Genomic DNA, 26,114 nt, shown 5'->3' with positions numbered 1-26,114 from the left:
TACAACAATGTGAGTTCTATGCAAGCCAAATGACGATAATCTTGCCTATTGTACAACAACAACCATCCGGGCCTAGTTAAGCTCCGAGTTGTTATTCACCCGTTTGGTTGAACTGATTTAACTCTGGGGTATGCTAAACTTGTTGTCTGCGAGTAAAACACGAAAGGAGATTTTGGCCTTGAATATTGAATTGTTCACGGACTTGATTAAGGATGATCGTGGCAACTATTACGTGGCAGTCCAAAAGGAAGATAAAGAACTGACACTGGTAAATGCGCTGCTAGAGCGGTCTTACGTCGAGTTATTGGAGTTTAATGAAGATTTCAAAAAGAAATATACAGAGTACGAGCACCAGTTCATCGGCAGAATTGCAATGGATAAGGTGCGGCATGATGTAGTGTACGCGTTAAAAGAGGATGGTCATGGCCGATTATATGAATTAGGGGAAGTTATACGTTTATATCGGGTTACCTTTATAGATATGATTGAATTTTACAGAAATCCACGAACAGTGCATGGCTCGTAGGTATGGAGCTTGATAACAGGAGGTGTCATGAAAATAGAACCTTTAAAGCTTAGCGTATTGGATCTGGTTCCTGTGTTAGAAAAGGCGAATGCCACCTTCGCATTGGAACAAGCGGTGGAGCTTGCTCAAACAGCCGAACGACTTGGGTACAACCGCTACTGGGTAGCCGAACATCATGATATGCCAGAGCTGGCGTGTACCGCCCCGGAGGTGTTGCTGGCGCATATCGGAGCGAAAACGGATCGTATTCGTATCGGCTCGGGGGCGCTTTTGTTACCGCATTACAAGCCGCTTAAGGTGGTTGAATCGTTTAACCTGCTTGCTAGCTTATACCCGGGTCGCATAGACCTTGGTATGGGACGGGCGCCGGGCGGCTCGGCCCATGTGAGCATGGCGCTTAGCGGGAATTTCCTTGAGAACGTTAGACAACTGCCGGAATCGCTAAGAGGAGTAACGGAGCTGTTGCAGGGGAACTTCGAATTTGAAGGACAACGGGTATCCGCCGCCCGATTCCCCCTGTAACCCCCGAGTTGTGGCTGCTTGGTACAAACATCAAAAGTGCGGCTTATGCAGCCGAATTTGGAACAGGTTATGTTTTCGGTCAGTTCATGAGTGATGTGGATGGCGAAGAGGTACTGCATGCTTACCGTGAAGCGTTCAAACCCACTCCACATTCCCCCATACCGAGAACCATGGTCGCCGTAGGCGTAGTTTGCGCGGATACGGAAGAAGAGGCTCAGCAGCTCGCTTCAGCCAATGCCGCCTTATTACTAAAGGAATACGACACTGGGGAGCCTTCTCAGTTCCCGGATCGTAAGCTGCTTGTTGGCACTGCAAGTAATGTAAAAAAACGGCTGGAGCAGTTATCGCTCCTGTATGGTGTGAATGAATTCATCATTGTTACCATGATTCCAGATTACCGGAAACGTCTGCGCTCATTTGAGCTGCTTGCCAGTGCATTATGGAATGATTGAACAAACCACTTTAATTAGGTTTGACAATCCGTCTACCTGTAACTATAATGATTACATGTATAGCCGGTCTGCAAAACGGCAACTATAAAATTCTATAAATGGAGGTTTTTGAGATGAAGATTGGATTAACAGGTGCGACAGGTCAATTTGGTTCCATTGTGGCAGAAAGCCTGCTGGCTTCTGTACCTGCTGAGAATATCGTGGCAAGTGTGAGAAATCCCGAAAAGGCAGAAAAGCTGCGGACCCGCGGAGTAGAAGTCCGTCATGGTGACTTTGATCAGCCGGAAACTCTGGATGTTGCGTTCGCCGGTATAGACCGTCTGCTCATCGTGTCGGCAGATGGAGACAATGACACCCGTATCCGCCAGCACAAAGCTGCTGTGGATGCAGCCGTACGTGCAGGTGTGAAATTCATTGCCTATACAAGTGTTGGAAAGGCTGATACCAGCACACTTTTCCTGGCTCCTGTACATAAGGCTACGGAAGAATTCATCCGTGAATCCGGTATTCCGTACTCCTTCCTGCGTAATAACTGGTACCTGGAGAATGAAATTGGAACCATTCAAGCTGTACAATCTGGTGCACCTTGGCTAACCTCTGCCGGTTCCGGCAAAGTCGGCTGGGCAACCCGTTCTGATTATGCTCAGGCAGCTGCTGCTGTACTGGCGGGCGAAGGCCATCAGAATACGGTTTATGAACTATCTGGAGCGCCAAGTACTCAAGAAGAGCTGGCGGCGATTGTAGGCCGGGTTCTGGGCAAGGAAGTTGCTGTACAGCAGGTGGACGACAAGACCTATTCGGAGGTTATGGCTGGAGCAGGCGTGCCTGAAGCGGCGCTTCCAATCGTAGTTGGAATCCAGCAAGCGATCCGTGAAGGGGCACTCGATAATGAAAGCGGCGACTTCGAGAAGCTGCTGAATCGTCCGCTTACTCCGCTGGAGCAAGGGGTAAGTGACATGCTGAACCAGCTGAAAGCCTAACATAAGGCGGACGATAGGGACAGCTTTCAAGTGACCTTATTTTTAAAAAGAATGGCCTAATTGCAGAAGATGCGATTGGGCTATTTTTGCATTTATATGAAAATACCCGCATCAACATCGGTTCAATAGTCCTTGGATTCCATACTGAAAGTGAAATAAAAACTACGTAAATTTGTTTTCATGAGATTTTTTATGATTCCTGGACATGATCTATTCACATTTTCATGAAAAATGTCGAAATAAATCGTAAGTTGTCATATAGCGGCAGGGGAGAGCAATATAAGTGGCTATTTGACACAAGATTCGCTTCATTAGGGGGAGTATTTATGAAATGGTATGGCAATTTGAAGACAGCAACAAAAATCATTTCTGCATTTCTGATTGTGTCACTCATTCTGGCCGGGCTTGGGGTCTTCTCGATCTCAACACTGCGGGCTATGAATGGCAACATCAAAGGAATTTACGGCAACAATCTGATCTCCGTCAGGGAGCTTTCTTCCGCTCAAATCAATTATCAGAGAATTAGAGTGTTTTTGCGCGACATGAGTACGGAAACGAATATCACAGAGCTTGAGAAGCTGAAAGAAAACATTGCCGCAGGGCGCGAGAGTATTGTTAAAGAAGTTAATAACTTCCGCCCGCTGGCTACTTCTCAAAAAGAGCAGGATCTGCTCAGATCCTTTGATACAGAATACAAGAAATACCTTGATCTTTTCGATAAGGCGCTTCCTTTGGCAGAACGGGATGATCCTACTGCGTTCAACCAGTTCGCCAAAACAGAATTAACGGCACAAGGTGAAATGGTAACCCGGTATATGGCGGATTTGATATCGTTCAATGTAGAGCTGGCGGAAGAGGCGAACGCAGAGTCGCAAGCTGCTTACTCCTCCTCACTGCTGATTACAATCATCATCGTGATTGGTGCTGTTCTGTTCAGTGTTCTGATTGGATATCTCATTGCAAGATCCATCTCCAGACCGCTGTTGCAAATGCTCGGATTGGCCTCCGAGGTAGCTGCCGGGAATCTTACGCAGAAATCAAATGTCACCTCGACCGACGAAGTGGGACAATTAGCTGCGGCACTGAACCGTATGGTGGACAATTTGAAGGAACTACTCAACGGCATCGTTATGAACTCCCAGAGTGTTGCTGCCTCCTCCGAGGAAATTTCAGCCAGCACTCAGGAGATTGCCAGCACCAGTACCAATCAGTCCGCCGAGGCTGCGAATATTTCCGAGCTGTTCAAAGAGTTGTCTCTGGCTATTAATTCTGTAGCTGCCAGTGCAGAGGAAGCGGCAGAGCTGTCCAACGATACCGTCAAAACGGCGCGTGAAGGCGGACATGTAGTGGAGACCTCCCTAAAAGGGATGCAGGCTGTCAGCGAAAAGATGGATCAGCTCGAGGACGATTCCCGCAAAATCGGAGATATCATTGAAGTGATTGACGATATTGCCGAACAGACCAATCTGCTGGCTTTGAATGCTGCCATTGAAGCGGCACGTGCGGGTGAACAGGGCCGGGGATTTGCCGTGGTGGCCGATGAGGTCCGCAAGCTTGCCGAACGAAGCAGCGAGGCTACGAAGGAAATTACCGCCATTATCAAGGCCATGCAGGAGAATACCAAGCAGAGTGTCCGGGCCGTGGCGCAAAGCGTCGAGCAATCTTCGATGACGGGTGAGGCATTTGAGGATATTATCCGCATGGTGAACAACTCTTCCTTAAAAGTAAATGAGATTGCAGCGGCCTGTGAGGAAGAGGCTGCACAGGCAGCCGAGGTCATGAACTCTGTGGAGTCGATCTCTGCTTCGAGTGAGGAATCGGCAGCGGCTTCCGAAGAGACGGCCGCAACCTGCCAATCCCTTGCACAGCTGGCAGAAGAGCTTGCCCGTTCGGCAGCCGCATTCAAAACCCATTAATCCCATAGACTGAAGGTGAAACCATGACCGCGCTTCAGAAGGAGCAATATATTGAATTTACCGTGGGTGCCGAGACCTGTGCCATCCGCATTGAAGAGATTCATGAAATTATAAAAATGCTCAGCATTACGGATATTCCGTTCAGCCGGAATGAAGTGAAAGGTGTCGTGAATCTCCGCGGCAAAGTGGTATGCGTCATGAGTCTGCGCAATCTGCTGGGCATGGCGGACGAGCCATACACCAAGGCGACCCGGATTATTGTCGTTCGCTACCGGGAAGAGTTTATTGGAATGATCGTTGATAAAGTAAACAAAGTGACGACCTATGATGAGATCCATCCCCCTTCAGGGGGGCATGGCCGGGGCAGAGAGGGGATTTTCCTTGGGATTGGCATGCGCGGAGAGCAACTGATCGGAATCTTGAAGCTTGAGGAATTACTCAGCGGGTAGGAAGGAGGAGGACAGGAATGACGATGGACTTATCAGCCTACCGTGATATTTTCATAGAAGAACTGAATGACCAGCTGGAGAGGATGGACCAATCTCTGCTGGCCCTGGAGCGTGCGCCTTCTCCGGAGCAGATCCAGACCCTGTTCCGTGCAGCACACACGATCAAAGGATCATCCTCAACCATGGGCTTCCGCGAGATGAGCGATCTGACCCATGAGGTCGAATATGCACTGGAATGGGTGAGGGAGAAAAAGCCGGAGATCAGCTCCCTGCTGATTGACACGCTGTTCAAGGCGCTTGATGCCATGAAGCTGCTGCGTGGCCAATATATTAGCGGAGAAACGTTTGCAGATTGCAGGGCCATTGTAACGGACATACAGGCGCTTATTAACAAACCTGCCGTTCAGGAGCCGGTCAAGCTGCCGGAATTAAGTGTGGCAGAGACCTTGAAGGCTGAAGAAGCTGCTGCGGGCGGCCAACAGCTGCTGGCCATCCGCGTTGTGCTGAAGCCGGACTGCCTGATGAAAGCGGCAAGATATCACATCCTGCATCAGCGGATAGAAGATTTATGCGGAACGATTATTGCGGATGCACTTGCTCCAGCCGCTTCGTCTGCACCGGATGAGGATGAACGCTACAGCAGGTTTGTGGTAGTTATTGCTACATTGAAGGAGAAAGAAGCGATATATTCACAGCTAGAGGGTGACTCGGATATTGAGACTCTGGAGATCTCTCTCTTCCGGCTGGATTCGTCCGTGGAGGCAGCAGGGCAAACGCCATTGCCCGAAGCGGCTAGTCCTCCGCAGCCGGGTGCACCGGCTGATGGACAGGTCAAGGCCAACCAGCCTACCGTGCGGGTCAGCGTAGAACGTCTGGATCATCTGATGAATCTTGTGGGAGAGCTGCTGATCGATCAGACGTCTTTGGCGGATATGAATGCGGCCGGCTTGCGGAGAGACCCGGCCATGGCCCTGCAAAACATCAGCGGCGTATCCGATCATATGGGCAGGGTTATCAAAGAGCTGCAGGAAGGCGTAATGAAGACACGTATGCTGCCGATTGACCAATTATTCAGCCGCTTTCCGCGTCTGGTCAGGGACCTTTCGCAGAAGCTGGGCAAAGAGCTGGAGCTGGTGGTGCAGGGCGGGGAAACCGAGCTGGACCGGATGATCATCGAGGAGCTGAGCGATCCGCTGATTCACCTGATCCGCAACAGCGCCGACCATGGCATTGAAAGCCCGGAGGTGCGGGCGGCTAGTGGGAAACCGGCGAAAGGGCGGATTACCTTGACCTCCTTTCACGAAGAGAATCATGTGGTGATCCGCTTTGAGGACGATGGTCAGGGGATCGATGCCGATAAGATCAAAGCTTCTGCCCGCGGCAAAGGGATCATAACGGTGGATCAGGCGGCGCGGCTGACGGCACAGGAAGCGGTCCATCTGATTTTTGAACCGGGCTTCTCGACAGCTTCCCAGGTGAGCGATGTCTCCGGACGCGGGGTAGGGATGGACATTGTCCGCAGCCAGATCGGGCGTCTGAACGGGATCATTGAGATTGATACAGAACCAGGCAGGGGGACACGTTTTACCATCCGGCTCCCGCTTACCTTGGCCATTATCAAAGGACTGCTGGTTAAAGTCTCCGGCAGGGTGCTGATTATTCCTATGTATAATGTTGCCGAAATCGTCCGGATAACCCCGGAAGAGATTCAGACCATTCAGGGAGAACACGCCATCATTAATCACGGGCGGATGGTTCCGTTCTCCTGGCTGCACGACAAGCTGCATTATCCGCGGGCGGAGCGCAGTGCAAAGACGCTTCCGCTGGTTATTGTGCGTTCTGTCGACAAAATCGCCGCCTTTGCGGTGGATGAGATTATCGGCAATCAGGAGGTCGTCATCAAGACGTTGGGCACTTTCCTTGGTACGATGAATCATCTGTCCGGGGCGACCATTCTGGGCAATGGCCGGGTAGCTGTGATTCTGGATGCTTCCTATTTGGTAAGCCATTAGAGGGAAGCGACTTAATGTGAGCGCCCTAATCATGCCCATGAGATGCTCCACAGCTGAATTTGTTGGCTGCTACTGTCGGTGGACAAGAACATAGTCCCTTTAGAACCCGCGCCCAGCGCGGGTTTTCTGTTTTATGGGATCAAGTTCTTGTCCTTTGCTCGGGACAAGAACATGTTACTATTGCCGATTTCATGATCATCTAAACAAATTTTTATGCTGATACATCGGACCTTAAATTACACAAAGTTGTTTTTTTGATAAAAGAACATGCATTATACGCCTGCCAAATGTTATTTTCACGCCGGCTTCGGTGCTGTGTGTACTTTTAAAGATGTGAAGTGTCCGTAGCTCCTACAAAGGGATGTCAAAGAGGAAATCCTGGTACGCATTTGTACTATGGGATTTTCTTACTTTCATCTATACTGTTCTCGAAAGAACTCGCGGATTTCTGTAATGTTCTTACGGGAGTGTAAAACGACCGGCTCAATCAGTATCAGGTTGTTATTAGAATAAACGGTGAAGCCGCTATTGAAGCTCTTGGTTATTTGCCTGGCTGCACAGCGGGTCGGACTTAGAAAAGAAGATTCGACGAAGAGAGAAGTTCTTGTTCTATAAGGGACTCAAGGCCATCAAATCGAGTATAGAAATAAACGTGCTACTATTTTTTAGATTGTGTTAATCTGTCTAATAGTGAACTCAGTGTAGAGAGAGGGATGTTACTTGAAAAGAAACGTATTATACATTGAAGATAGCGAGAAAATAGGCAGTTGGGTAAAAGAAGAATTGGAACAGCGAGGATTTTCAGTTCAGTGGCTGCTTTCTGGTGAAGGAGCCGAAAAAGAAGTAAATCAGCATGAAATCGTTATTTTGGATATCATGTTACCCGGTTTGGACGGATTTACTGTAGGAAAACGATTGAAAAAGGCCGCTCCTGCTGTTCCTATTTTGCTGTTATCTGCCCGCACATCGATAGATGACAAGGTAGACGGTTTGCAATTTGCAGATGACTATGTCACGAAGCCCTTCCATACGGATGAATTAGTTGCAAGATTAGAAGTATTAATCCGTCGAACTGGAGGATCATATTCCGAACGCATTTCATTGGGCAATCATATTGAAGTCGATCCGGAAGCCCAGATGGTATTTGACAAACGCACAGGAGAAGAAATCATATTGACAGGGAAACAACATCAAATCTTAATGTACTTCTTACGCCACCCTAATAAAGTTTTGCCAAAAGAACAAATCTATGAAGCCATTTGGGAAGAAACTTATATCACTGGTGACAAAACATTAATGGTACATATCCGTCGACTGCGTCAAAAGCTGGAACGTAACCCGGATTCCCCGGAGATTATTGAAACGTTAAAGGGAATAGGTTACCGGGTAAAGCTATGAAACAGACCAGATCATTATTTCGTCGTTTTCTAAAAGGACATTTTCTATTTATCTTTTCTCCTCTAATTATGCTTATTTTCTTCTCTGCGTTCTTTGGCTCTTCTATCCATGGAGCAAAACTCAATACGTTAAAGCTATTTTACGTTACACTGCTTTTGTTTGGTTTTATTATTATCGCTTTTGTTGTAATGTCCTGGGTGTTCTTCCTGAGACTTCGCAAACGTCTTACCCGCTTACAGGAAGTCATGTCATCTCCAACTGATCATAACTCATTTCCCAAACCCATATCTGTCCGCACGGATCGTATGGATGAAATAGATCAGTTAGGAAGTTCTTTTAATTGGATGATTCAGCAGCTTGAAGACAGCCGTAAGCGGGAATATGAAGAGAAATTATTACGGAATCGGCTCATTGCGAATTTATCTCACGACTTACGAACGCCGCTTACCATCCTGAGAGGACATATAATTAGATTAAATAAAGAATCAGTAAGTTTAGAAGGACAAAGCTCATTAACAGAGATGAACCATACGATTACAAGAGTCGGAGATCTGATGGATGATTTACTTTCCTATACATTGCTTACATCCGGGAAACATCCATATAGGCCCGCTTCAACAGATATTGGACGTTTAGTAAGGGCATCTGTTGCTGCGTGGTATCCTGTATTTGAAGAAAAAGAAATTCAGATCGAAGTTGATTTACCGGCAGAGGAAACTTTTTATTGGGAAGTAGACCCTAAATGGATAACACGGGTTCTGGATAATTTATTTCAGAATATTCTTCGCCATGCAGCAGAGGGGAAATATGCAAAGATTGCGGTTGATGCAGCAAAAGAACAAATCATTGTTACAGACAGAGGTCCAGGTATGGATAACTCCTCCTATGAGCGCGGGGCGGGGATTGGTTTAGCGGCTTCAAATTATATGCTACAAAAAATGAAGCTGAAAGCTGACTTTACATCCCATGAAAATGGCACAATCGTAGCTATTGGCAGAGCTTAACCTGAAAGTAACCCAGAATTAAACAGGCTGATATCCGGGATGTAACTTTGCTTCTTTATAATTAGAGCCATAACAGAAAGGAAGTGTTATGGTTGCTCACAATTAATAACTTAGTCAAACATCGCGGAACTCAAGAAATCTTATCAGGTATCAGTTTTAAAGCCAGACCAGGCAGAGTAACCGGGTTTTTAGGTCCAAACGGGGCAGGTAAAAGCTCTACACTCCGAATCCTGCTTGGATTAGATCGTGCCACCTCAGGGAGTGCACTGATTAATGGAAAGCCATTCGCAGAACTACATAACCCTCTATTAACAGTAGGAACCGCACTTGATGGATCTGGTGCTCATCGTATGCGGACAGGACGGGCACATTTACGCTGGATGGCTCGTGCCGTAGGATTGCCCCGCTCACGTGTCGAGGAAGTTCTGGAATTAGTGGGTCTTACGAATGCGGCTGGCAAAAGAGTCGGAAGTTATTCTCTTGGTATGGGGAAAAGACTTGGGATGGCAGCTGCACTGCTTGGCGATCCCGAAATACTGGTATTAGATGAACCTGTAAACGGGCTCGACCCGGAAGGCATCCGCTGGATTCGGACATTTTTACGTGAACGTGCTGCGTCTGGTAACACGGTGTTACTTTCAAGTCATCTAATGGGAGAGCTTGCAGAGACGGTTGATGATGTAGTGATTATTAATCATGGAAAAGTCGTTGCAGATGGAACTCTTGAAGAAGTGACAGGTAACCATTTCACGCTGGAGGAAGCCTTTTTTGCCCTGACATCTGAACATGCAGGTGATACTGTATGAGAGCGTTCAACGCAGAACTATCCAAACTGTTGTCCCTGCCGGGCATTTGGCTTGCCTTTCTCATTGGAGCATTTGCCCCAGCGGTCATTGCTGCCTTGGACAGCATAGCGCAAAAAGATGAGATTATAGCTGGAGTTAGCACACGGCTATCGGAAGTTGGCTATATTGGATTAGGTTTTGGTGTGCAAGGTGTTATCATCCTTGGTGTGCTTGCTGTAAGCAGTGAGTATTTGACAGAGAGCAGTGAATCTAGTGGAGGACAACAGATTACAACAAGTTTAACTGTTGTTTCATCCCGACTTCATTTTTTGCTGGCAAAAGCAGGTGCTGTGACAGTGATCAGCATACTGCTTTGTATTGTTGCTATTATGACAACTGTGTCAACAACGCATCTTATTCTTGGTGAATATGCCCCTGCATTTGAATGGTCCAGACTTACGGGTGCAATTTGTTACTGGTCATTCACTGCTCTGTTAGCATTTGGCTTTACTTTTCTAACAAAAAATGGTATCCTACCGCTTGCTGTGCTCATGATAAATTCATCCATTGTATCATTCAGTGTCCTGCTTGCTAAGGTTACCAAGTTGGCGTTTTACTTACCAGACAGGGCTGGCATTGAAATGTTCATGTTTACGAGCGACAGATCTCATACCCCTATCACAGGCAGTATATTCGACAGATTTTACACCCCGCTTACAGGCGGTTTAGTCATGTTTGCCTGGGTAGTTGTTCTTTTAATGGTAGCAGCTATTGTATTCCATAGGAGGGACGTTGCATCATGAGTGTCTCATCTAGTAGAAAGATAACACAAATCCTTGGTGCTGAACTGGGTAAATTAGTTACATTACCATTGATATGGCTCGCTCTTATGTGGACGTTCATTCTTAATTTAGTTTTAGCCGCAGCATTTACTTCTGTTGGTCTACAAGGGGCAGCAGGAACGCAAAGTGTACTGAATATAGGACTTGCTTCTATGGGATATCTTCAAGCAGGGTTCATTATACTTGGTATCTTAGCTACTTGTTCGGAGTATACTGGTGGACAGATTCGAACTACTTTAACTACGATACCTTGGCGTGGGTTTCAATTATCCACAAAGCATTTGGCATTGGCAATTATAACCATTCCTGCGGCGTTTATTATTGCTACATCAGGTGTACTATATACTTTTTTTATGATGAGAGACACAGCAGTAGTGAATGAAATAGACACAATGATACAAACATTAGTAGGTGCAACAGGCTATCTAACATTAACCACACTTCTCAGTGCAGCTATAGGTGCTTTATTAAGACGAACCACTCCTGCTTTAGTGGTACTACTTGGTTATTATTTCATTGTCAGTCCATTGACGAGAGTTTTTCTACCTAGTATTAAAAATTATTTAAATTATTTTCCGGATACGGCAGGATATTATATGTATATGCCGCCCTCCTCTGATGAAATAAATGTCCTTACACCAATGCAAGGGACAGGTTTTTCAATGTTATGGACACTGATCTTTATTACAGTAGCTATTGTATTTTACCGTAAACGAGATGCCTAAGTTTAGGATGGGCTTAAACCGATTTATGAAGAGCGAAAGCGAAGAACTTTCGAGTTAGGAGTCAAAACAATTGATGAATTGTCTTTAAAACAGATAGAAATCCCCAACTTCGAAGGTATCATCGAAGGTAGGATTGTTGAAGAAGGAAAGGGGGAGTTTCGGATAGAATTAAAAGTAAATAAAAATTATATTTGGGTATATTTCATATTATTTTATGACCTATGGTGTATCAGAGAATTATGGTTGGTTCAATATTTAGATTTGATGGACCCCGTTCCAAGAGCTATAACATCAGCCACTATTAAAATAGTTATTTGGGTCATTCCTGTTATTTTATTAGTTAAAATTATGGAAAAAAGTAAACCACTTTCCTATTTACAGTTACATCATAACTTTAGAAAAGGTCTAAAATGGACAGGTTGGGTATCCTTAGCCTTGATAATATTCTATTTTGTAATAAATCTTATCGTTTTAAAAAATAATATCGATTTTCAAATAGGATTTAACGGATGGCTTAATACTATTCTATTGGTTGGTATAACTGAGGAAATTGTCTTTAGAGGTTTTTTATTAAGAAAACTTATGGATTCTTTTAGATTCTGGATAGCAAATACAATTACAGCTTTACTCTTTGTATCGATTCATTTTCCTATTTGGTTTTATAAAGGTCTGTTTGAATTCCCTTATATTCTAAGTTCCATATTAACAGTTTTTGTGTTGGGTATTATATTTGGGTTTGTATATAAGAAAAGTAATTCTCTTTGGTCAGTAATTATTATTCATTCTTTGTATAATTTGTTAGTGTTACTCTTCTACTAGCGGGTATCAACTGTTTAAGCGCTGTTAACTCAGGACCATACTCCTGTTTAGCAATTATATCTTTGATGCCTGTTAGCTTACTTAAAGACTTATATTGATTATTGGAGGTATTCGCCTACAATCTGCAAAAAAAGTTGATCTATTCTTTGTTAGAGATCAACTTTTTATTATACAGTGATAAAGTAGGAAGAGACACATTGTAGGGAGATTAATGTCATTTATGTGGGCACTTTAATGTCATTGGACAACGCTGTTGGAGCATTTTTTACGGAAATTGCAGGTTTGCTGTGGGATAAGCACAAAAGTCTTCTTTTGACAAGTTATAAATTAGACTATTGATCGCCCGTAAGGCTGTCTATAATAGTAGTGAACTGAAAGGAGAGCCTTACGATGACCATCAAAATTATAACCGATAGCGGTTCCGATCTGCCCCGTGAATACATTGAGAATTATGACGTCTCGATTGTCCATCTTCCCGTCCATTTTAATCATGAGCGGATGCCGGAGGATACCGATACGCAGACGTTTTACCATAAAATGCGTGAATCCAAGGAGCTGCCGACCACGGCCAGCCCAAGCCCCCTGGAATTTCTGCAAAAGTTCAAGGAAGTGGAGCCGGGTACGGATATTCTGGTCATAAGCATGTCCTCCAACATCAGCAGTACGTATCAGACGGCTATAATTTCCAAGGAAATGTATGAGGAGGAAGGGCATCCGAATGCGATTGAGATCGTAGATTCCAAGCATTTCTCCGGAGGGCTGTCCCTGATAGTGGCTATGGCGGCCAAGTGGTCGCGTACCAGCACCAGTCTGCTGGAGCTTAAGGAGAAAGTCACTCAATACAGCAGGGAAGTAGATGCTTATTTTACGCTCGATACCCTGGAGAATGTGATTAAGGGCGGCCGGCTGAACCGTCTGTCAGGTGCCGTAGCTTCCGTGCTGAATATTAAATTGCTGCTGAAGATCAGCGACGAGGGTACGGTGGAAGTGGTGGAGAAGACGCGGGGTTTACCTAAGGCGCTGACGAAGCTGCTGTCTCACCTGGAAGAGAAACAGCATGATTACGAAAAAGCGGTGATCGCCATTGTCCACAGCAACTGCGAGAAGCTGGCCCTGGAGATCAAAGCGCGTATTCTGGAGAAACATCCCTTCAAGGAAGTTCTTTTCTCCAGTATGGGTCCGGTTATGGGAACCTACGCCGGCGAAGGCGGGATCGGTGTCGCTTTTTAAGTTGATTTACTTTGTGATAAAAATTACTCAATCGTAGACGGGAGCCCTGCTTCCCGTGTACGTTTTTTTTCATACCGATAAATTTAGTTAATCTTTAGATTGGGTTAAGACAACATTTAGATTGTTAAGCTATAGTTGGGAAAGCCCATATAGATTGAACCTAAACATTTAAGAATAAGGGAATCGAGACGGAGGGGGATGTAAGTGTGTATACGATTCTGATTGCCGACGATGAGACGGAGATTGTGGAACTGCTGCAGCTCTATCTGGAGAAGGAGTATACCCTCCTCGAAGCGAATAGCGGTCCCGAGGCACTCCTGTTGATTCAGAATCACAAGATTGATCTCGCGATTCTCGATATTATGATGCCGGGCATGGACGGACTGCAATTGCTGAAAAAGATCCGCCAGGAGTATCAGTTCCCGGTCCTTTTTCTTTCGGCCAAAAGCCAGCATCACGACAAAATTCTGGGGCTGGAGCTTGGAGCGGATGATTATATCGCCAAACCGTTCAATCCGCTGGAAATTGCCGCCCGGGTGGGTGCGCTGCTGCGGCGGGTGCATCAATTCGACGCTCCGGCAGTTGAGGCCAAAAGTGAACAGCTGAAGCTGGGCGAACTTACGCTGGACCGGGCCAGCTGCCTGCTGTATCGTTCGGGTGAACCGGTCACCTTGACTTCTACCGAATACAAAATTGTGGAGCTCCTGATGGAGCAGCCGGGACGTGTGTTCACCCGCAAGAAGATTTATGAAGCGGTGTGGGAGGATTTTTACGTGTATGAAGATAACAGCATTATGGTACATATCAGCAATATCCGCGAGAAGATCGAACAGGATTCCAAGAAACCGGAGTATTTGAAAACGATCAGAGGGTTGGGATATAAATTTGAAGCGCCTATGGAAAAGTAGAGATAACCGCCCTCTCCAGCAGTCGCTGACCCTGGATTTTCTTCTCTTCAACTTGATGCTGTTATTCCTTGTGCTTGGGGTTTACCTGTTCGTTAGCCTGGATGTGACGCATATCTTTGGAGAGAAGCGGATCGCCGATCCTGAGCTAAAGGCCGATGCCAATGCCTATCTGAGCAGTCCCGGTGAGGGGATCGAGAGCGAGCGGCTACTGCAAAGCGGCGGCTGGCTGGAAGTGCTGGATGCTGAACGCAAAGTAATCAAAGTAGTGGGCGAAAAAAAGGATCTGGTCACCCAGTATGCGAACGAAGACCTGTTCAAGGGGCTGGAGAACCGTGAGGATCAGACGTATTACTATTCATTGGCTGCTTTTCAGGGGGGCGGCAGCGAAAGATGGCTGCTCCTGAAAATTCCCCGGGAAGCGATCGAGATCTCCATCAACAGCGGTCCGTTAGTCTCCTATCTGAATCACCCTTTGTCCTTTTATGTGTTTCTGGCCGTTGGGCTGGTGCTGCTGCTGATCTTTGTGTACAGCTATTGGGTCGCACGGCGTATCCGCAAACCTCTGCGCATCATTACGCTCGGCCTTAAGCAGATGATTGAAGGGAATTATAATACACGGATCTCGCTGTATGCGGAGAAAGAATTTGCTCAGATCGGCGAGACCTTCAACTATATGGCGGATGTGATCGAGAAGACTACCGAAGAGAAACGCCTGGTAGAAGAGAGCAAGCAGCGGTTGATTGTGGATTTGTCCCATGACCTGAAGACCCCGATTACAAGTATCCAAGGCTACGCACAAGCGCTTTATGAAGGCCGGGGAGGGGATGAGGAGCGCCAGAAGCGTTTTTTAAGTTATATTTACAATAAATCATCGCAGGTCACCAGGCTGATTCAGAACATGCTGGAACTGCTCAAGATGGATTCGCCGGATTTCGTGCTGCATTTGAAGCAGCGGGAGCTGGGAGAATTTCTGCGTGAGCTGATGGCCGACATGTACGGGGAGATTGAGCAAAAGCAGTTTGTGCTGCATTTTCATATTCCCGATGAGGGGGTTTATGCCCGGTATGATCCGGAGCTGCTGTCAAGTGTAGTCCATAATCTGTTATCCAACGCCTTGATCTATAACCCTCCCGGGACCCGGCTGCGGGTAGAGGTGATTCCGCTGGAGCAGCATATTGTAATTGAGATTGCCGATACAGGTGTAGGCATTCCGCAAGAGCTGTGGTCTACGATCTTTGATCCGTTTGTGCGTGGAGACCAGGCGCGGACGGGCAGTGGAGGAACCGGACTCGGATTATCCATTGCCATGAAAAACACGGAAAAAATGGGCGGTACGCTGCACCTGGAGCGGCGGGACCCGGAATCGACTGTATTCACCATACAAATTCAGAAATAGAGCACATTAGAAAAGGGGGACGGTATGGCGAAATTAAATTTGTTTATCCGGATTTGTGCCGCGGTTCTGCTGGTACTGGCTATCGTTTATGTTGGAACGCTGGTTGATTTTATTTTTACACCGTTAGTCTCGCTGTTTAGTGTAATTATTATCCCCTTGATGCTGGCCGGCTTCTTTTATTATCTGCTCCGGCCGCTGATAGATTGGATGGAGAAACGCAAACTGAACCGGACCTTGGCTATTCTGCTCGTCTATCTGGGCATTGCCATTCTTTTGCTGAGCTTCAGCTTCGGCGTCGGGCCTTCACTGCGCACGCAGCTCATTACGCTTGTTAATAATGCGCCAAGCCTCTTTGAAGCGATGAGTGAGCAGCTTCAAAAGCTGGAAAACAGCGAGCTGTTGTCCTCTTTTTTGCCGGAGGGGATTAGTCCTTCCTCACAGATCACCGAGTATCTGAACAAGGGATTCACGCTGGTATCCAATTATGTATCGGGGTTATTTTCGTTTGTGTCCAATTTTGCGGTGATTCTATTTACCTTCCCGATTATTTTGTTCTACATGCTGAAGGAAGGCGGAAAGTTCGGCCGCAAGATTGTCAGCTTTATGCCGCGGAAATTCCGTGAAGCAGGAACGCGTATGATGGCGGATATCGATTATGCGCTCAGCAGCTTCATCGTTGGACGGGTGCTGGTGAACCTCGCTCTGGGTGTGCTGATGTATTTGGGATTTCTGCTGATCGGCCTCCCCTATGCGCTGTTGTTGACCTTGATCGCAGTTGTGATGAACTTTGTTCCTTTTATCGGAGCGATTCTGTCCGCTGTGCCGATCTTTATTATCGGGGTGATCGAATCCCCGTCTACCGGGCTATGGGCGATTATCGTGGTGCTTGCAGCCCAGCAAATTCAGGATAATGTCATTGCTCCTTATGTGTTTGGCAAAAAGCTGGATATTCATCCGCTGACAACGATCATATTGGTCCTGGTTGGCGGGGATCTGGCAGGCATTCTGGGGATTTTGCTTATTATCCCGATATATATGATAATCAAAATAGTAGCCGCGAATGTGTATGAGCTGTTTATCAGGCATCACTGGCCAGAGGAGAGCCTTTAACTTCTCTTCGATTAACAAAGAGCAAAGATGAAGGAGGTTGTTGTAATGGAGGAAGCAAATCAAAATGGGCAGGTTCATATTTCGGATGATGCTGTTTCGACCATTATAGGCCATGTAGTAATGGATACGCCAGGCATTGCGGGGATGTCGGGAAGCAGCATCTCCAAGGGTTGGGCGAAGCGGCTCGGCGGGAAAAACGTTCCCAAGGGAATGTCTGTAGAAGTGACGGAAGCGGATGTGGCGATTAATCTGCGGATTATTGTGCACTACGGCTGCATCATTCAAGAGGTATGTTATACGTTGCAGCAAAATGTGCGGGATGCGGTTGAGGGCATGATGGGACTTACGCTTGCGGCCGTAAACGTGAAGGTTGAAAAGATTGCCATCCCCTAGGAACGTCTAGGCACCTGCCGCTGGGCTTCTGCATAGAATGGAGCAAATCCATTTACGGAGGTCAAACATCAAATGTCAATAACCAATAATGCGCAGCATTCGGACGTGATCTACCAAGCCGACCCGGCTGCGGTCCAGCACCTGCACGGTGTCCGTGAGTCGCTGCATCAGTGCTGCAAGCCTTACTTGAATCATCATGTCTGTGTACAGACGCTTGATGGCCAAATGCATGAGGGAGTACTTGCGGGAATGGATGGCAGGCATGTCTATTTGGATGTGACGGCCCCTGAGATGTCGCGCGGGTTCTTCAATCCTTATCCGGGAGTTTATCCAAGCCCGTATTATCCGGGAGTTCCGTATGGTGGCAACGCGATTCTGCCGCTGGTCCTGTTTGAACTGCTGGCCATTTCGCTCATCTGAATCTTGTGCCGAAACCAATTAGAACATGTTCCGCAGGAGGGTCGCTGTGCGATCCAACCCGGACATGTTCTTTTTTTTGTCTTGATATTCACCAATCAAGGTATTAGATAACAAAATAATAACAAAATACAAAATAAATTAGATAAAAGTAAATACAAAACCTATTATTCCGTCTGAAAACTTGCTAAAATCAGTTAGTGAAACGCTTACAATATTTTGGGACGCAAGTTAAATGGGTGTGCTGTATCTTTATATTGAATTGGAGGTGATAACAAAAATATAACAAAATACTACCGGAAATCCGGTGTGCCTGACACTGGACCGGGAGTAGGCCATACCGATCATATTCCAGGGAGGTTAATTATGAAGAAGTTTCGTCATTGGCTAGTTTTGTCTTTGGCCGTAATCTTAATGATCACATCGATGTCTCCAGCATTTGCTCAAACCACCGGTATATCCGGCAGTTCCGTTCACGCGGCTGCGGCGCAGCAAAGTAAAGCCGGACACTGGGCCGAAGCGAGTATCGACAGATGGACGGGCAATGGGATCATTAACGGCTATGAGGACGGTACATTCCAGCCGGACCGCAGCATTACCCGTGCCGAGTTCGTGAATGTGCTGAACAAAGTATTCGGATTTACGGCACAGGCAGATACCCACTTTTCTGATGTTCCAACGGATGCTTGGTATCGCAGTGCACTTTCTGTGGCCAAAGCGGCGGGATATTATGAAGGGTTTCCGAATAACGAAGCCAAGGCGTCTGCCGAAATTACCCGGCAAGATGCTGTCACATTGCTGGCACGTGTGTTCAGCTTAAAACCGGCAAACGGCAGTTCTGTCACTTTTAAAGATTCGGCAGCTCTCAGCAGTGATGCGCGGGAGGCCGTGAGTGCGTTGTCCGGTGTCATCAGCGGGTATGAATCCGGAGCGTTTCTGCCGGCAGGCAAGATCACCCGCGCTGAAGCAATAACCCTTGTTGACCGCTTGGTGAGCGGTTACTTCTCTGTAAGCGGAGAGTTTGCTGGCGGGAATATTGCCGGTAACTCCATTATCAATACATCCGGTGTTCTACTCAAAGAGGCTGCATTGAGCGGCAACCTCTATTTGACGGCAGGCATTGGAAGCGGTGAAGCAACATTGGACGGTGTGACTGTTAAGGGTCATACCTTTGTCTCCGGCGGCGGAGAAAATTCCGTGAATCTGAACCAATCGATGCTGAATGAAGTGACGGTAGACCGCAAAGAGGGGCGCGTACGTCTCCATCTTACAGGGACAACCAGGATTGCTAAAGTGACTCTGAACAGTGACGGTCTGTTGGAATTGGCTGAAGGCACAATCATGGAACAAGTCGTGCTTAATCATAAGGCGGAGATTAAGCTTGCTTCAGGAGCGAAGATCAACAGTCTTGTGATTAATGAGAGCGCTGCCAATACTTCGATTACCGGTGCCGGAGATATTGGCAGTCTGATTGTGCAAGCCAGCGGTGTTACATTGAACGGTAAGCTGCTTGCTCCCGGCACCACGGTTGTAATCGGCGGAGCAGCAGCTTGCGGCAGCGCCAATTGCCACCACCGCTCCGGTGAGCGGCGGATCATCCGGCGTGACACCAACTCCGGTGCCAACAGCAGCTCCAACCGAAGAGCCGGGCGCTAACATCCGTGTCGTAACGTTGGCGGATGCGGATGCAACGCCGGCTACTCGTTCGTTGTTTGCTTATCTGCAGGACATTCGCGGCAAACATGTTCTGTTCGGGCACCAGCATGCTACGGATGAGGCATTGTCCGCCCCTGTAGGGAACGTCACTTCGGATACGTACAGCGTGGTAGGTGATCATCCGGCTATGTTCGGCTGGGATACGCTGAGTCTGGAAGGGTTCGAGAAACCCGGTCTGATGACCAATACGCCAGAGCAGAATCGTGACAATCTGGTTGCGGCTATGAAGCAAGCCTATGAAAGCGGCGGCGTGCTGGCACTCAGCTCGCATATGCCTAACTTTGTTACAGGCAAAGACTTCTATGATACCAGCGGCAATGTGGTCTCGCATATTCTTCCGGGTGGTGACAAGCATGAGGAGTTCAACTTGTTCCTCGACAAAATTGCCGATTTCGCGCTGCATCTGAAAGATGATGACGGCAACTTCATTCCGGTTATCTTCAGACCATTCCATGAACAGAATGGCGGCTGGTTCTGGTGGGGAGCGCCATATACAACCAAGGAGCAGTACATTGAAATCTACCGTTACACCGAAGAATATCTGCGCGATGTCAAAGGCGTGCACAACTTCCTGTATGCATTCTCACCGGGAAGTCCGTTTAACAGTCTGGAGGAAACGTTCCTCAAAACATATCCCGGCGACGACTATGTGGACATTCTGGGATTCGATACTTACTATGACGGCAATAATCAGGGATGGTTCAACACGGTTGTGGATGATGCCAGGCTGATCTCCAAGCTGGCGGATGCCCGCGGGAAAGTAGCGGCGTTCACCGAATTCGGTTATTCGAATGTGAAGCCGACGGAGACAGCCGACAAGGCCTTCTTCACCAAACTGATTGCTGCGCTGCAATCCGACCCGGATGCGAAACGAATGGCTTATATGCTGACTTGGGCTAACTTTAATTATGAATCGATTTTTGTCCCTTATAGGGGGTCGGTGCAACATGGAGATCATGAGCTGCTGCCGGATTTTGAGCAATATTATGATGATCCATACACATACTTCAGCCAGGATTTGACGAATGTGTACAATCAAGAGGTTATTGCGGCTGCCAAAAAGCCATCGATGCACATCGTATCACCGACAGGCCAAGAGACCATTCGGACGAATACGACGACTGTGCGGGCCAAAGTGTTGGATCAGCAGCCGTCCAAGGTGGTTTTCGTCACCGCTGGTTCTGCCGGAGAGCATGAGATGACATTGAATGATCAAGGATTCTATGCAGCCGAGTGGCAGCCTACAGCAGATTTGAACGGCAAGAGTACAGAGCTTACCGTCAGAGTCTACGCAGCTGACCAATCCGTACAGGAAGAAACGGTTAAAATCTACTTCGGCGTTCCCGAGATTATTTTGAAGCAATTCACATTTGATCAGGATATCGCCGGTATACAATCCCATGGTGCATATCCCGTGACGATTGGTTCTGATTTCTCCCATATCTCTCTGGAGGGGGATGGCAAGCTCGCGATCGGTGTGTCAGATCTGGTCTACACAGACAGCTGGCAGGAATTGAAAGCAGGTCTGCCAGGTATTGCAGAGAGTGTGAACTTACAATGGGTTAACCGGGTGTCGTTCGATGTATGGGTTCCGCTGGCAGCAGGAGCCAAGGACGAAAGTGCGAATCTTCGTGCAGCGGTAGAGCTGCCGCCAAGCTCCGATAAATCTGTAACAGCGGACGCGGCCAAGCTGGCTGACCTTGAACGGATTTCAGTGAACGGTGCTGTCTATGGCAAATATTCGGCTGTTATCGATTTGAGCAGCTCAGCGCAAATTGAAGCGGCCACCGGATTGTCATTTGCCATTATCGGCAGCGGGCTGCAATATGACGGTCCCATTTATGTGGACAACATTCAATTGATTAATGCCTATACAGGGGAAAGCAACGACCCGGCATGGGTAGATGATTTTGAGAGCTACAAAAGCAGCGACGATCTGCTGCGCGCCTCGTACAGCCCGAACGGAGATACCAATACAATCGAGCTTAATACAGAGCATGCCCAAAACGGGCAATACGCTTTAAAATTGGATTATACTTTGGCGGGGCAAGGCTACACCGGAATAACCAAGAACCTGGGCAGCCGGGATTGGTCGGGCACAGGCAAGATCAAGTTCTGGCTTGTACCGGATGCCAGCGGCAAAAAAATGGTTGTGCAGATCAAAGCGAACGATATATCTTTTGAGTATTATCCGTCCTTGGAAGATACGATCCCCCGCTGGGTGGAGATTCCGTTCAAAGATTTCACAACCGCACCTTGGGATAGTGCCAATACCGGCAAAAAGCTGGATGCGGTCAATGCCAAGAACGTGCAAGCCTTCTCCATCTACGTCAATGCGCTCAGCGGAGATTCGTACTCCAAAGATCATCCGTTCAGCAGCACACTCTATATCGATCAGATTCAGGCGGTCGCCTGGTCACCGGGCGATATCCCGGATGGAGCTGAAGGCGGCACTACTCCTCCTGGTGAAGCAGTGGAACCGGGTACGCTGTATGGATTCGAAAGTGATACGATGGGATGGAATGTGGAGCAGAATTTTGCTGAGGCAACAAGCCTCTCTCTGACCTCTGATGCGTACGCGGAGGGGGTACAGGCGGTGGAGACCGGGTTTAATTTGGCTCTAACCTCATTTGAAGTGGCCAAGTATGCAGAGTTGAACCTGAGCGGATTAAAGACACTCTCTGCCGAACTGAAACTTTCTTCTGGAGCAGCAAATGTATACCTGTACGTCAAGACAGGTTCCGGATGGACTTGGCAGGATAAGGACCTATTTGGATTCTGCTAATGGCTTCACTGCCGTGTCTTTATCACTGGAGCAACTCGCTTCGGTTAGTGACATTAAAGCTATTGGATTCAAAGTAGTTCCTGTACCCGGCGGAAGTGGTACGGCAACCCTCTATTTGGATAATGTTAGGGTGTCGGCAGACGAATAAGGCAGCATAGTAAATAACGGGCAAAAGTCAAAAAGACCACCCAAGAGACTGCTTCTCTTGGGTGGTCTTTGATTCCTTACGTATTGACAATGGCCGTAATTTCCTCATCAAGCTCAAGCCTTACATCCTCACGGTAAGCGCGGATGCCATACTCGCTGTGAACGTACCGTAACACAGCTTCGATCATGTTCGACTCTACCAGATACTGGCTGCGGCCTTGAATCCAGACCTCTGCAGTATAGCCAGTGTCTTCCTCCCAGCTAAGCTCTACCTGGACATCGGCCACGCGCACCGCTTTGCGCTCAGCCATATGCAGGCAGATCGCATTGATGATCTCATCCATGCTAAGAATGGTAGCTGGCATTAGTAACGGTTATGCTGTTCTTCTAGTCTGCGGCGTTCTTTTCTGCGGCGGAAGAACGACATGGCGAGGACAACTACCAGATAAATAGCCAGCATATTGACAACAAAACCGAGGAAGCTTCCCAGGGCACCCATGCCGGCGAACATACTGCCGAACAACAGGCCGGCGAGTCCGCCGATCATCATGCCTTTGAGGAGACTGCCGCCGCTGAAGAATCCGCGTTTGGAATTCACGGTTCCAGCTGTGGATCCGGCAGTACCTTTGGTGCTATCGCTTTGTTTCACATTATTATTGGTTGTTGCTTTTTTGGGTGTAGTCGTAAAGCTGCGCGTTCCGGACTTGAATCCGCCGCGCCGGGCATCGGCGAAATCGGGTGCCGTTACCGCAAAGAAAAGGGTGAAGGCCATGACAATCATCAATACACGTTTCATTGGTTTCATTTAAGTCAAATACCCTCCTAGTGGTTTATGCCCGGTAATACGCATGCACACGCTAGGAGGTTTCATTTTTTGAATATCCAAATTTTAATATTTAGTTCTATTGCACCTTGTATCCGTCTGCCACTAACTCAAGGGCTCCGGTCGAGGGGTCAATGACCATACCGTGAACCGGTACGTTGGGAGGTAATAGGGGATGGCGTTTGATCAGCTCGACAGAGCGGATTACACCTTCGGTGATATTATCAAAGCCGCGCAGCCACTTGGTCAGCTTAATCCCGGAATTCTCCAGCGTCGACAGGACTTCTTCCGAAACGCCGCGGTCTTTGATCGACTGTATCATTTTATCGGAGTTCAAGGAAGCCATGCCGCAGTCATGATGTCCTACTACAATGACTTCGTCCGCATCCAGCGCATACAGTGCGACCATCACACTCCGCATAACACTGCCAAATGGCTGGGAGATGACAGCACCGGCATTTTTAATGATTTTGACATCGCCGTTCTTGAAGTTCATCGCTTTGGGCAGAAGCTCAACCAAACGCGTATCCATACAGGTAATGATCAACATTTTTTTGTCCGGGTAGCGGCTGGTTAAATAGGCTTCGTATTCCTTTTGCTCCACAAAACTTTGATTGAATTTCATAATTTCCGATACTTGACTCATGAATAGGTTTCCTCCTTCAAATTATCGATTAATTCAGAACGCTGCAAACGGCTGTTTCTGCCGGGATAACGCTCCCGCTCCTGACGTCTCTGACGAGAATGTTCTTGCCATATATCTGTGAATGGCTGTCCAGCTTGAAGGAGGACATTCGTTCGTCTGCATCCAGACGCATGGTTTCTTCATAAAAGATCTCTTGCTGGCGGCTGACCACCATCGGCACGGAGCCCGTCTCAACCGGAGTATCGCCATGCTCCGCCTGATCAACGATCAGCAGCACATTGATTCCGTCGCAGCCGCAGCCTTCCGTATCATAAAAGAGCTTGAAAATTCCCAGCTGATCTCCAAGCCTTTCTGATAATTTCCTGACGGCGAGAGGGGTGACTTGAATATTCATGCCTGTTCACGCTCCTTTAACTGATTTACTTCAAATTCAAGAGACAATGCTCTGAAGTTGATTATACGGATTTAAAAAAGTATCATCAAGAGGAGTTGGCAAAACAAAGAAAGCAGGTGTTCTACGATGGAACAGCATGTACGGGAAGAATGGGAGAAATTCAGCGAATTATTGTCCAAAATCAGCGGTTACGGCGAGGCGATTGGGCTGCTGCATTGGGATCTGCGCACCGGTGCGCCGCGCAAGGGAGCAGAGGTCCGGTCGGGGACCATCGGCATGCTCAGCGGGGAATTGTTCAGACTGGAGACCTCATCTGAGATGGGGGCGTTCACCGAATATTTCAGCCGTCCGGATGTCGGCAGCCAATTGTCGGAGGTTCAGAACAAAATCGTAAAGGATTGCCGTAAGGAATACGAACGCAGCAAGAGCATTCCGTCCAAAAGATATGAGGAGTACGCTGTCCTCGCGGCCCATTCCGAAACGATGTGGGAGGAAGCGAAGGAGAAAAGCGATTTTGCCTCATTCGAGCCGTTTCTAAGCAAAATCGTAGCCTTCAAACAGGAGTTCATTGATTATTGGGGCGTCAAAGGCACCAGATATGATACGCTGCTGGATATGTATGAGCCGGATCTGACGGTAGAAAAGGTGGATGAGGTCTTCAGCCGTCTGCGCAGCCGCCTGGTTCCGCTGGTTGAAGCCATTGCCGCTTCGCCCAACAAGCCGGATACCGGTTTTTTGAACCAGATCTTTGAAAAGGAGCAGCAGGAGAAATTCGGCTTGTTCATCCTGGAACAGATGGGATACGACTTTGAGGCAGGGCGTCTGGATGAAAGTGTGCATCCTTTTGCTACGGGACTGAATCCCGGTGATGTACGCATCACTACCAATTACCTGCTGGATAACGTAACCAGCTCCGTATTCAGTTCCCTGCACGAAGGGGGACACGCGCTGTATGAACAGAATATCGACAAAAAGCTTGTCGGCACCCCGCTGGCGCAAGGGGCATCCATGGGAATCCATGAATCCCAGTCCCGGCTCTGGGAGAATATGATCGGGCGCAGCCGTGCCTTCTGGGAACGTTATTATGGCGATCTTCAGCAGCATTTTCCGGTGCAGCTTGCAGATGTGCAGGTCGAGGACTTCTACCGGGCGATTAATAGTGTAGCCAATTCGTTTATCCGCATTGAGGCCGATGAATTGACCTATAATCTACATATTATTGTACGGTATGAGATCGAGAAGCTGATTTTTAATGAAGGATTGACCGTCAAGGAGCTGCCTCAGGTGTGGAATGCCAAGTATCAGGAGTATTTGGGGATCACACCGCCATCAGACGGGCTTGGGGTGCTTCAGGATGTGCATTGGTCCGGCGGAGACTTCGGCTATTTTGCCTCCTATTCCCTGGGGAACATGTATGCGGCCCAAATTCTGAATACACTGCGTAAGGAGTTGCCTGAACTTGAGAATCTCATCGCCGCTGGGAACCTTCTTCCGATCAAGGAATGGCTAACGGACAAAATTTACCGTCACGGCCAAAGCCTTACGCCTTCGCAGATCATCGAGCAGGTGACCGGGGAACCGCTGAACCCGGATTATCTGGCGGATTACCTGGAAGCAAAATATACAGAACTATATAAATTGTAGGTTAAGCTTCAGGATGAACAACGTCCGCTGAGTGGAAGAGAACGCATGAACAGGATATAATGAAAGAAAAGGCAA

Annotated in this window: 25 protein-coding genes and 1 pseudogene; 22 read left to right on the top strand and 4 right to left on the bottom strand. The window is 47.7% G+C overall.

Going from position 1 to position 26,114, the window contains the following annotated elements:
* The first annotated feature begins 178 nt into the window (after nucleotides 1-178).
* From IEY53_RS13400 to IEY53_RS13300, 21 genes and pseudogenes are all read left to right on the top strand, one after another.
* Nucleotides 179-526, top strand: coding sequence for a hypothetical protein (locus IEY53_RS13400; protein ID WP_189025627.1), 348 nt, complete (start codon nucleotides 179-181; stop codon nucleotides 524-526).
* A gap of 27 nt (nucleotides 527-553) precedes the next feature.
* Nucleotides 554-1,500 (top strand): annotated as a pseudogene (locus IEY53_RS13395) (LLM class flavin-dependent oxidoreductase).
* Nucleotides 1,501-1,613: 113 nt separating this feature from the next.
* The gene (locus IEY53_RS13390; RefSeq protein ID WP_189025625.1) at nucleotides 1,614-2,480 is read left to right on the top strand and encodes an SDR family oxidoreductase; all 867 of its coding nucleotides are present in this window, start codon (nucleotides 1,614-1,616) and stop codon (nucleotides 2,478-2,480) included.
* 326 nt (nucleotides 2,481-2,806) lie between these two features.
* Nucleotides 2,807-4,396, top strand: a complete 1,590-nt coding sequence (locus tag IEY53_RS13385; RefSeq protein WP_189025623.1) for a methyl-accepting chemotaxis protein — start codon at nucleotides 2,807-2,809, stop codon at nucleotides 4,394-4,396.
* Between the two features lie 23 nt (nucleotides 4,397-4,419).
* The gene (locus tag IEY53_RS13380; RefSeq protein ID WP_189025621.1) at nucleotides 4,420-4,845 is read left to right on the top strand and encodes a chemotaxis protein CheW; all 426 of its coding nucleotides are present in this window, start codon (nucleotides 4,420-4,422) and stop codon (nucleotides 4,843-4,845) included.
* A gap of 17 nt (nucleotides 4,846-4,862) precedes the next feature.
* A complete protein-coding gene (locus IEY53_RS13375) occupies nucleotides 4,863-6,857 on the top strand; it encodes a chemotaxis protein CheA (RefSeq protein ID WP_229696128.1) in 1,995 nt (664 codons plus the stop codon).
* Between the two features lie 720 nt (nucleotides 6,858-7,577).
* A complete protein-coding gene (locus tag IEY53_RS13370) occupies nucleotides 7,578-8,255 on the top strand; it encodes a response regulator transcription factor (RefSeq protein ID WP_189025619.1) in 678 nt (225 codons plus the stop codon).
* Entirely contained in the window at nucleotides 8,252-9,259 is a 1,008-nt protein-coding gene (locus IEY53_RS13365) for a sensor histidine kinase (protein WP_189025617.1), read from the top strand. Before IEY53_RS13370 ends, IEY53_RS13365 begins: the two co-directional genes overlap by 4 nt.
* Nucleotides 9,260-9,351: 92 nt before the next feature.
* Nucleotides 9,352-10,065, top strand: a complete 714-nt coding sequence (locus IEY53_RS13360) for an ABC transporter ATP-binding protein (protein WP_189025615.1) — start codon at nucleotides 9,352-9,354, stop codon at nucleotides 10,063-10,065.
* Entirely contained in the window at nucleotides 10,062-10,847 is a 786-nt protein-coding gene (locus tag IEY53_RS13355) for an ABC transporter permease (protein ID WP_189025613.1), read from the top strand. Before IEY53_RS13360 ends, IEY53_RS13355 begins: the two co-directional genes overlap by 4 nt.
* Complete coding sequence (locus tag IEY53_RS13350) at nucleotides 10,844-11,611, top strand: ABC transporter permease subunit (RefSeq protein WP_189025611.1); 768 nt, start codon at nucleotides 10,844-10,846, stop codon at nucleotides 11,609-11,611. The genes IEY53_RS13355 and IEY53_RS13350 overlap by 4 nt, the downstream gene beginning before the upstream one ends.
* Nucleotides 11,612-11,689: 78 nt before the next feature.
* The gene (locus tag IEY53_RS13345) at nucleotides 11,690-12,430 is read left to right on the top strand and encodes a CPBP family intramembrane glutamic endopeptidase (protein ID WP_189025609.1); all 741 of its coding nucleotides are present in this window, start codon (nucleotides 11,690-11,692) and stop codon (nucleotides 12,428-12,430) included.
* 390 nt (nucleotides 12,431-12,820) lie between these two features.
* Nucleotides 12,821-13,660 (top strand): DegV family protein, encoded by an 840-nt coding sequence (locus IEY53_RS13340; RefSeq protein WP_189025607.1) that lies wholly within the window; start codon nucleotides 12,821-12,823, stop codon nucleotides 13,658-13,660.
* 206 nt (nucleotides 13,661-13,866) lie between these two features.
* The gene (locus IEY53_RS13335) at nucleotides 13,867-14,568 is read left to right on the top strand and encodes a response regulator transcription factor (protein ID WP_189025605.1); all 702 of its coding nucleotides are present in this window, start codon (nucleotides 13,867-13,869) and stop codon (nucleotides 14,566-14,568) included.
* A 55-nt stretch (nucleotides 14,569-14,623) separates the two neighbouring features.
* Nucleotides 14,624-15,964, top strand: a complete 1,341-nt coding sequence (locus IEY53_RS13330; protein ID WP_229696134.1) for a sensor histidine kinase — start codon at nucleotides 14,624-14,626, stop codon at nucleotides 15,962-15,964.
* Nucleotides 15,965-15,988: 24 nt separating this feature from the next.
* On the top strand, nucleotides 15,989-17,074 hold the full coding sequence (locus tag IEY53_RS13325) for an AI-2E family transporter (protein ID WP_189025601.1): 1,086 nt from the start codon (nucleotides 15,989-15,991) through the stop codon (nucleotides 17,072-17,074).
* A gap of 45 nt (nucleotides 17,075-17,119) precedes the next feature.
* On the top strand, nucleotides 17,120-17,467 hold the full coding sequence (locus tag IEY53_RS13320) for an Asp23/Gls24 family envelope stress response protein (protein ID WP_189025599.1): 348 nt from the start codon (nucleotides 17,120-17,122) through the stop codon (nucleotides 17,465-17,467).
* 72 nt (nucleotides 17,468-17,539) lie between these two features.
* Entirely contained in the window at nucleotides 17,540-17,887 is a 348-nt protein-coding gene (locus IEY53_RS13315) for a hypothetical protein (RefSeq protein WP_189025597.1), read from the top strand.
* A gap of 363 nt (nucleotides 17,888-18,250) precedes the next feature.
* Nucleotides 18,251-19,540, top strand: a complete 1,290-nt coding sequence (locus tag IEY53_RS13310) for an S-layer homology domain-containing protein (protein WP_189025595.1) — start codon at nucleotides 18,251-18,253, stop codon at nucleotides 19,538-19,540.
* On the top strand, nucleotides 19,467-22,385 hold the full coding sequence (locus IEY53_RS13305) for a glycosyl hydrolase (RefSeq protein WP_189025593.1): 2,919 nt from the start codon (nucleotides 19,467-19,469) through the stop codon (nucleotides 22,383-22,385). Before IEY53_RS13310 ends, IEY53_RS13305 begins: the two co-directional genes overlap by 74 nt.
* Nucleotides 22,372-22,533 (top strand): hypothetical protein, encoded by a 162-nt coding sequence (locus IEY53_RS13300; RefSeq protein WP_189025591.1) that lies wholly within the window; start codon nucleotides 22,372-22,374, stop codon nucleotides 22,531-22,533. Before IEY53_RS13305 ends, IEY53_RS13300 begins: the two co-directional genes overlap by 14 nt.
* Nucleotides 22,534-22,609: 76 nt before the next feature.
* Here IEY53_RS13300 and IEY53_RS13295 read toward each other — a convergent pair whose 3' ends face one another.
* The 4 genes from IEY53_RS13295 to IEY53_RS13280 all read right to left on the bottom strand — a co-directional run bounded on the left by IEY53_RS13295 (nucleotide 22,610) and on the right by IEY53_RS13280 (nucleotide 24,395).
* Nucleotides 22,610-22,897: a YxcD family protein gene (locus tag IEY53_RS13295; protein WP_189025589.1), complete on the bottom strand. Its 288-nt coding sequence runs from the start codon at nucleotides 22,895-22,897 to the stop codon at nucleotides 22,610-22,612.
* Nucleotides 22,897-23,337, bottom strand: coding sequence for a hypothetical protein (locus IEY53_RS13290; RefSeq protein ID WP_189025587.1), 441 nt, complete (start codon nucleotides 23,335-23,337; stop codon nucleotides 22,897-22,899). The genes IEY53_RS13295 and IEY53_RS13290 overlap by 1 nt, the downstream gene beginning before the upstream one ends.
* Nucleotides 23,338-23,434: 97 nt before the next feature.
* On the bottom strand, nucleotides 23,435-24,001 hold the full coding sequence (locus IEY53_RS13285; protein ID WP_189025585.1) for a beta-class carbonic anhydrase: 567 nt from the start codon (nucleotides 23,999-24,001) through the stop codon (nucleotides 23,435-23,437).
* Nucleotides 24,002-24,029: 28 nt separating this feature from the next.
* On the bottom strand, nucleotides 24,030-24,395 hold the full coding sequence (locus tag IEY53_RS13280; RefSeq protein ID WP_189025583.1) for an iron-sulfur cluster biosynthesis family protein: 366 nt from the start codon (nucleotides 24,393-24,395) through the stop codon (nucleotides 24,030-24,032).
* 126 nt (nucleotides 24,396-24,521) lie between these two features.
* Between IEY53_RS13280 and IEY53_RS13275 the strand changes: the two genes are divergently transcribed.
* Nucleotides 24,522-26,039, top strand: coding sequence for a carboxypeptidase M32 (locus IEY53_RS13275; protein WP_189025581.1), 1,518 nt, complete (start codon nucleotides 24,522-24,524; stop codon nucleotides 26,037-26,039).
* Nucleotides 26,040-26,114: the final 75 nt, after the last annotated feature.

This window comes from Paenibacillus albidus, assembly GCF_014644435.1.
GTDB classification, from domain to species: domain Bacteria; phylum Bacillota; class Bacilli; order Paenibacillales; family Paenibacillaceae; genus Paenibacillus_AQ; species Paenibacillus_AQ albidus.
This window is presented reverse-complemented; position numbering and strand designations above follow the sequence as displayed.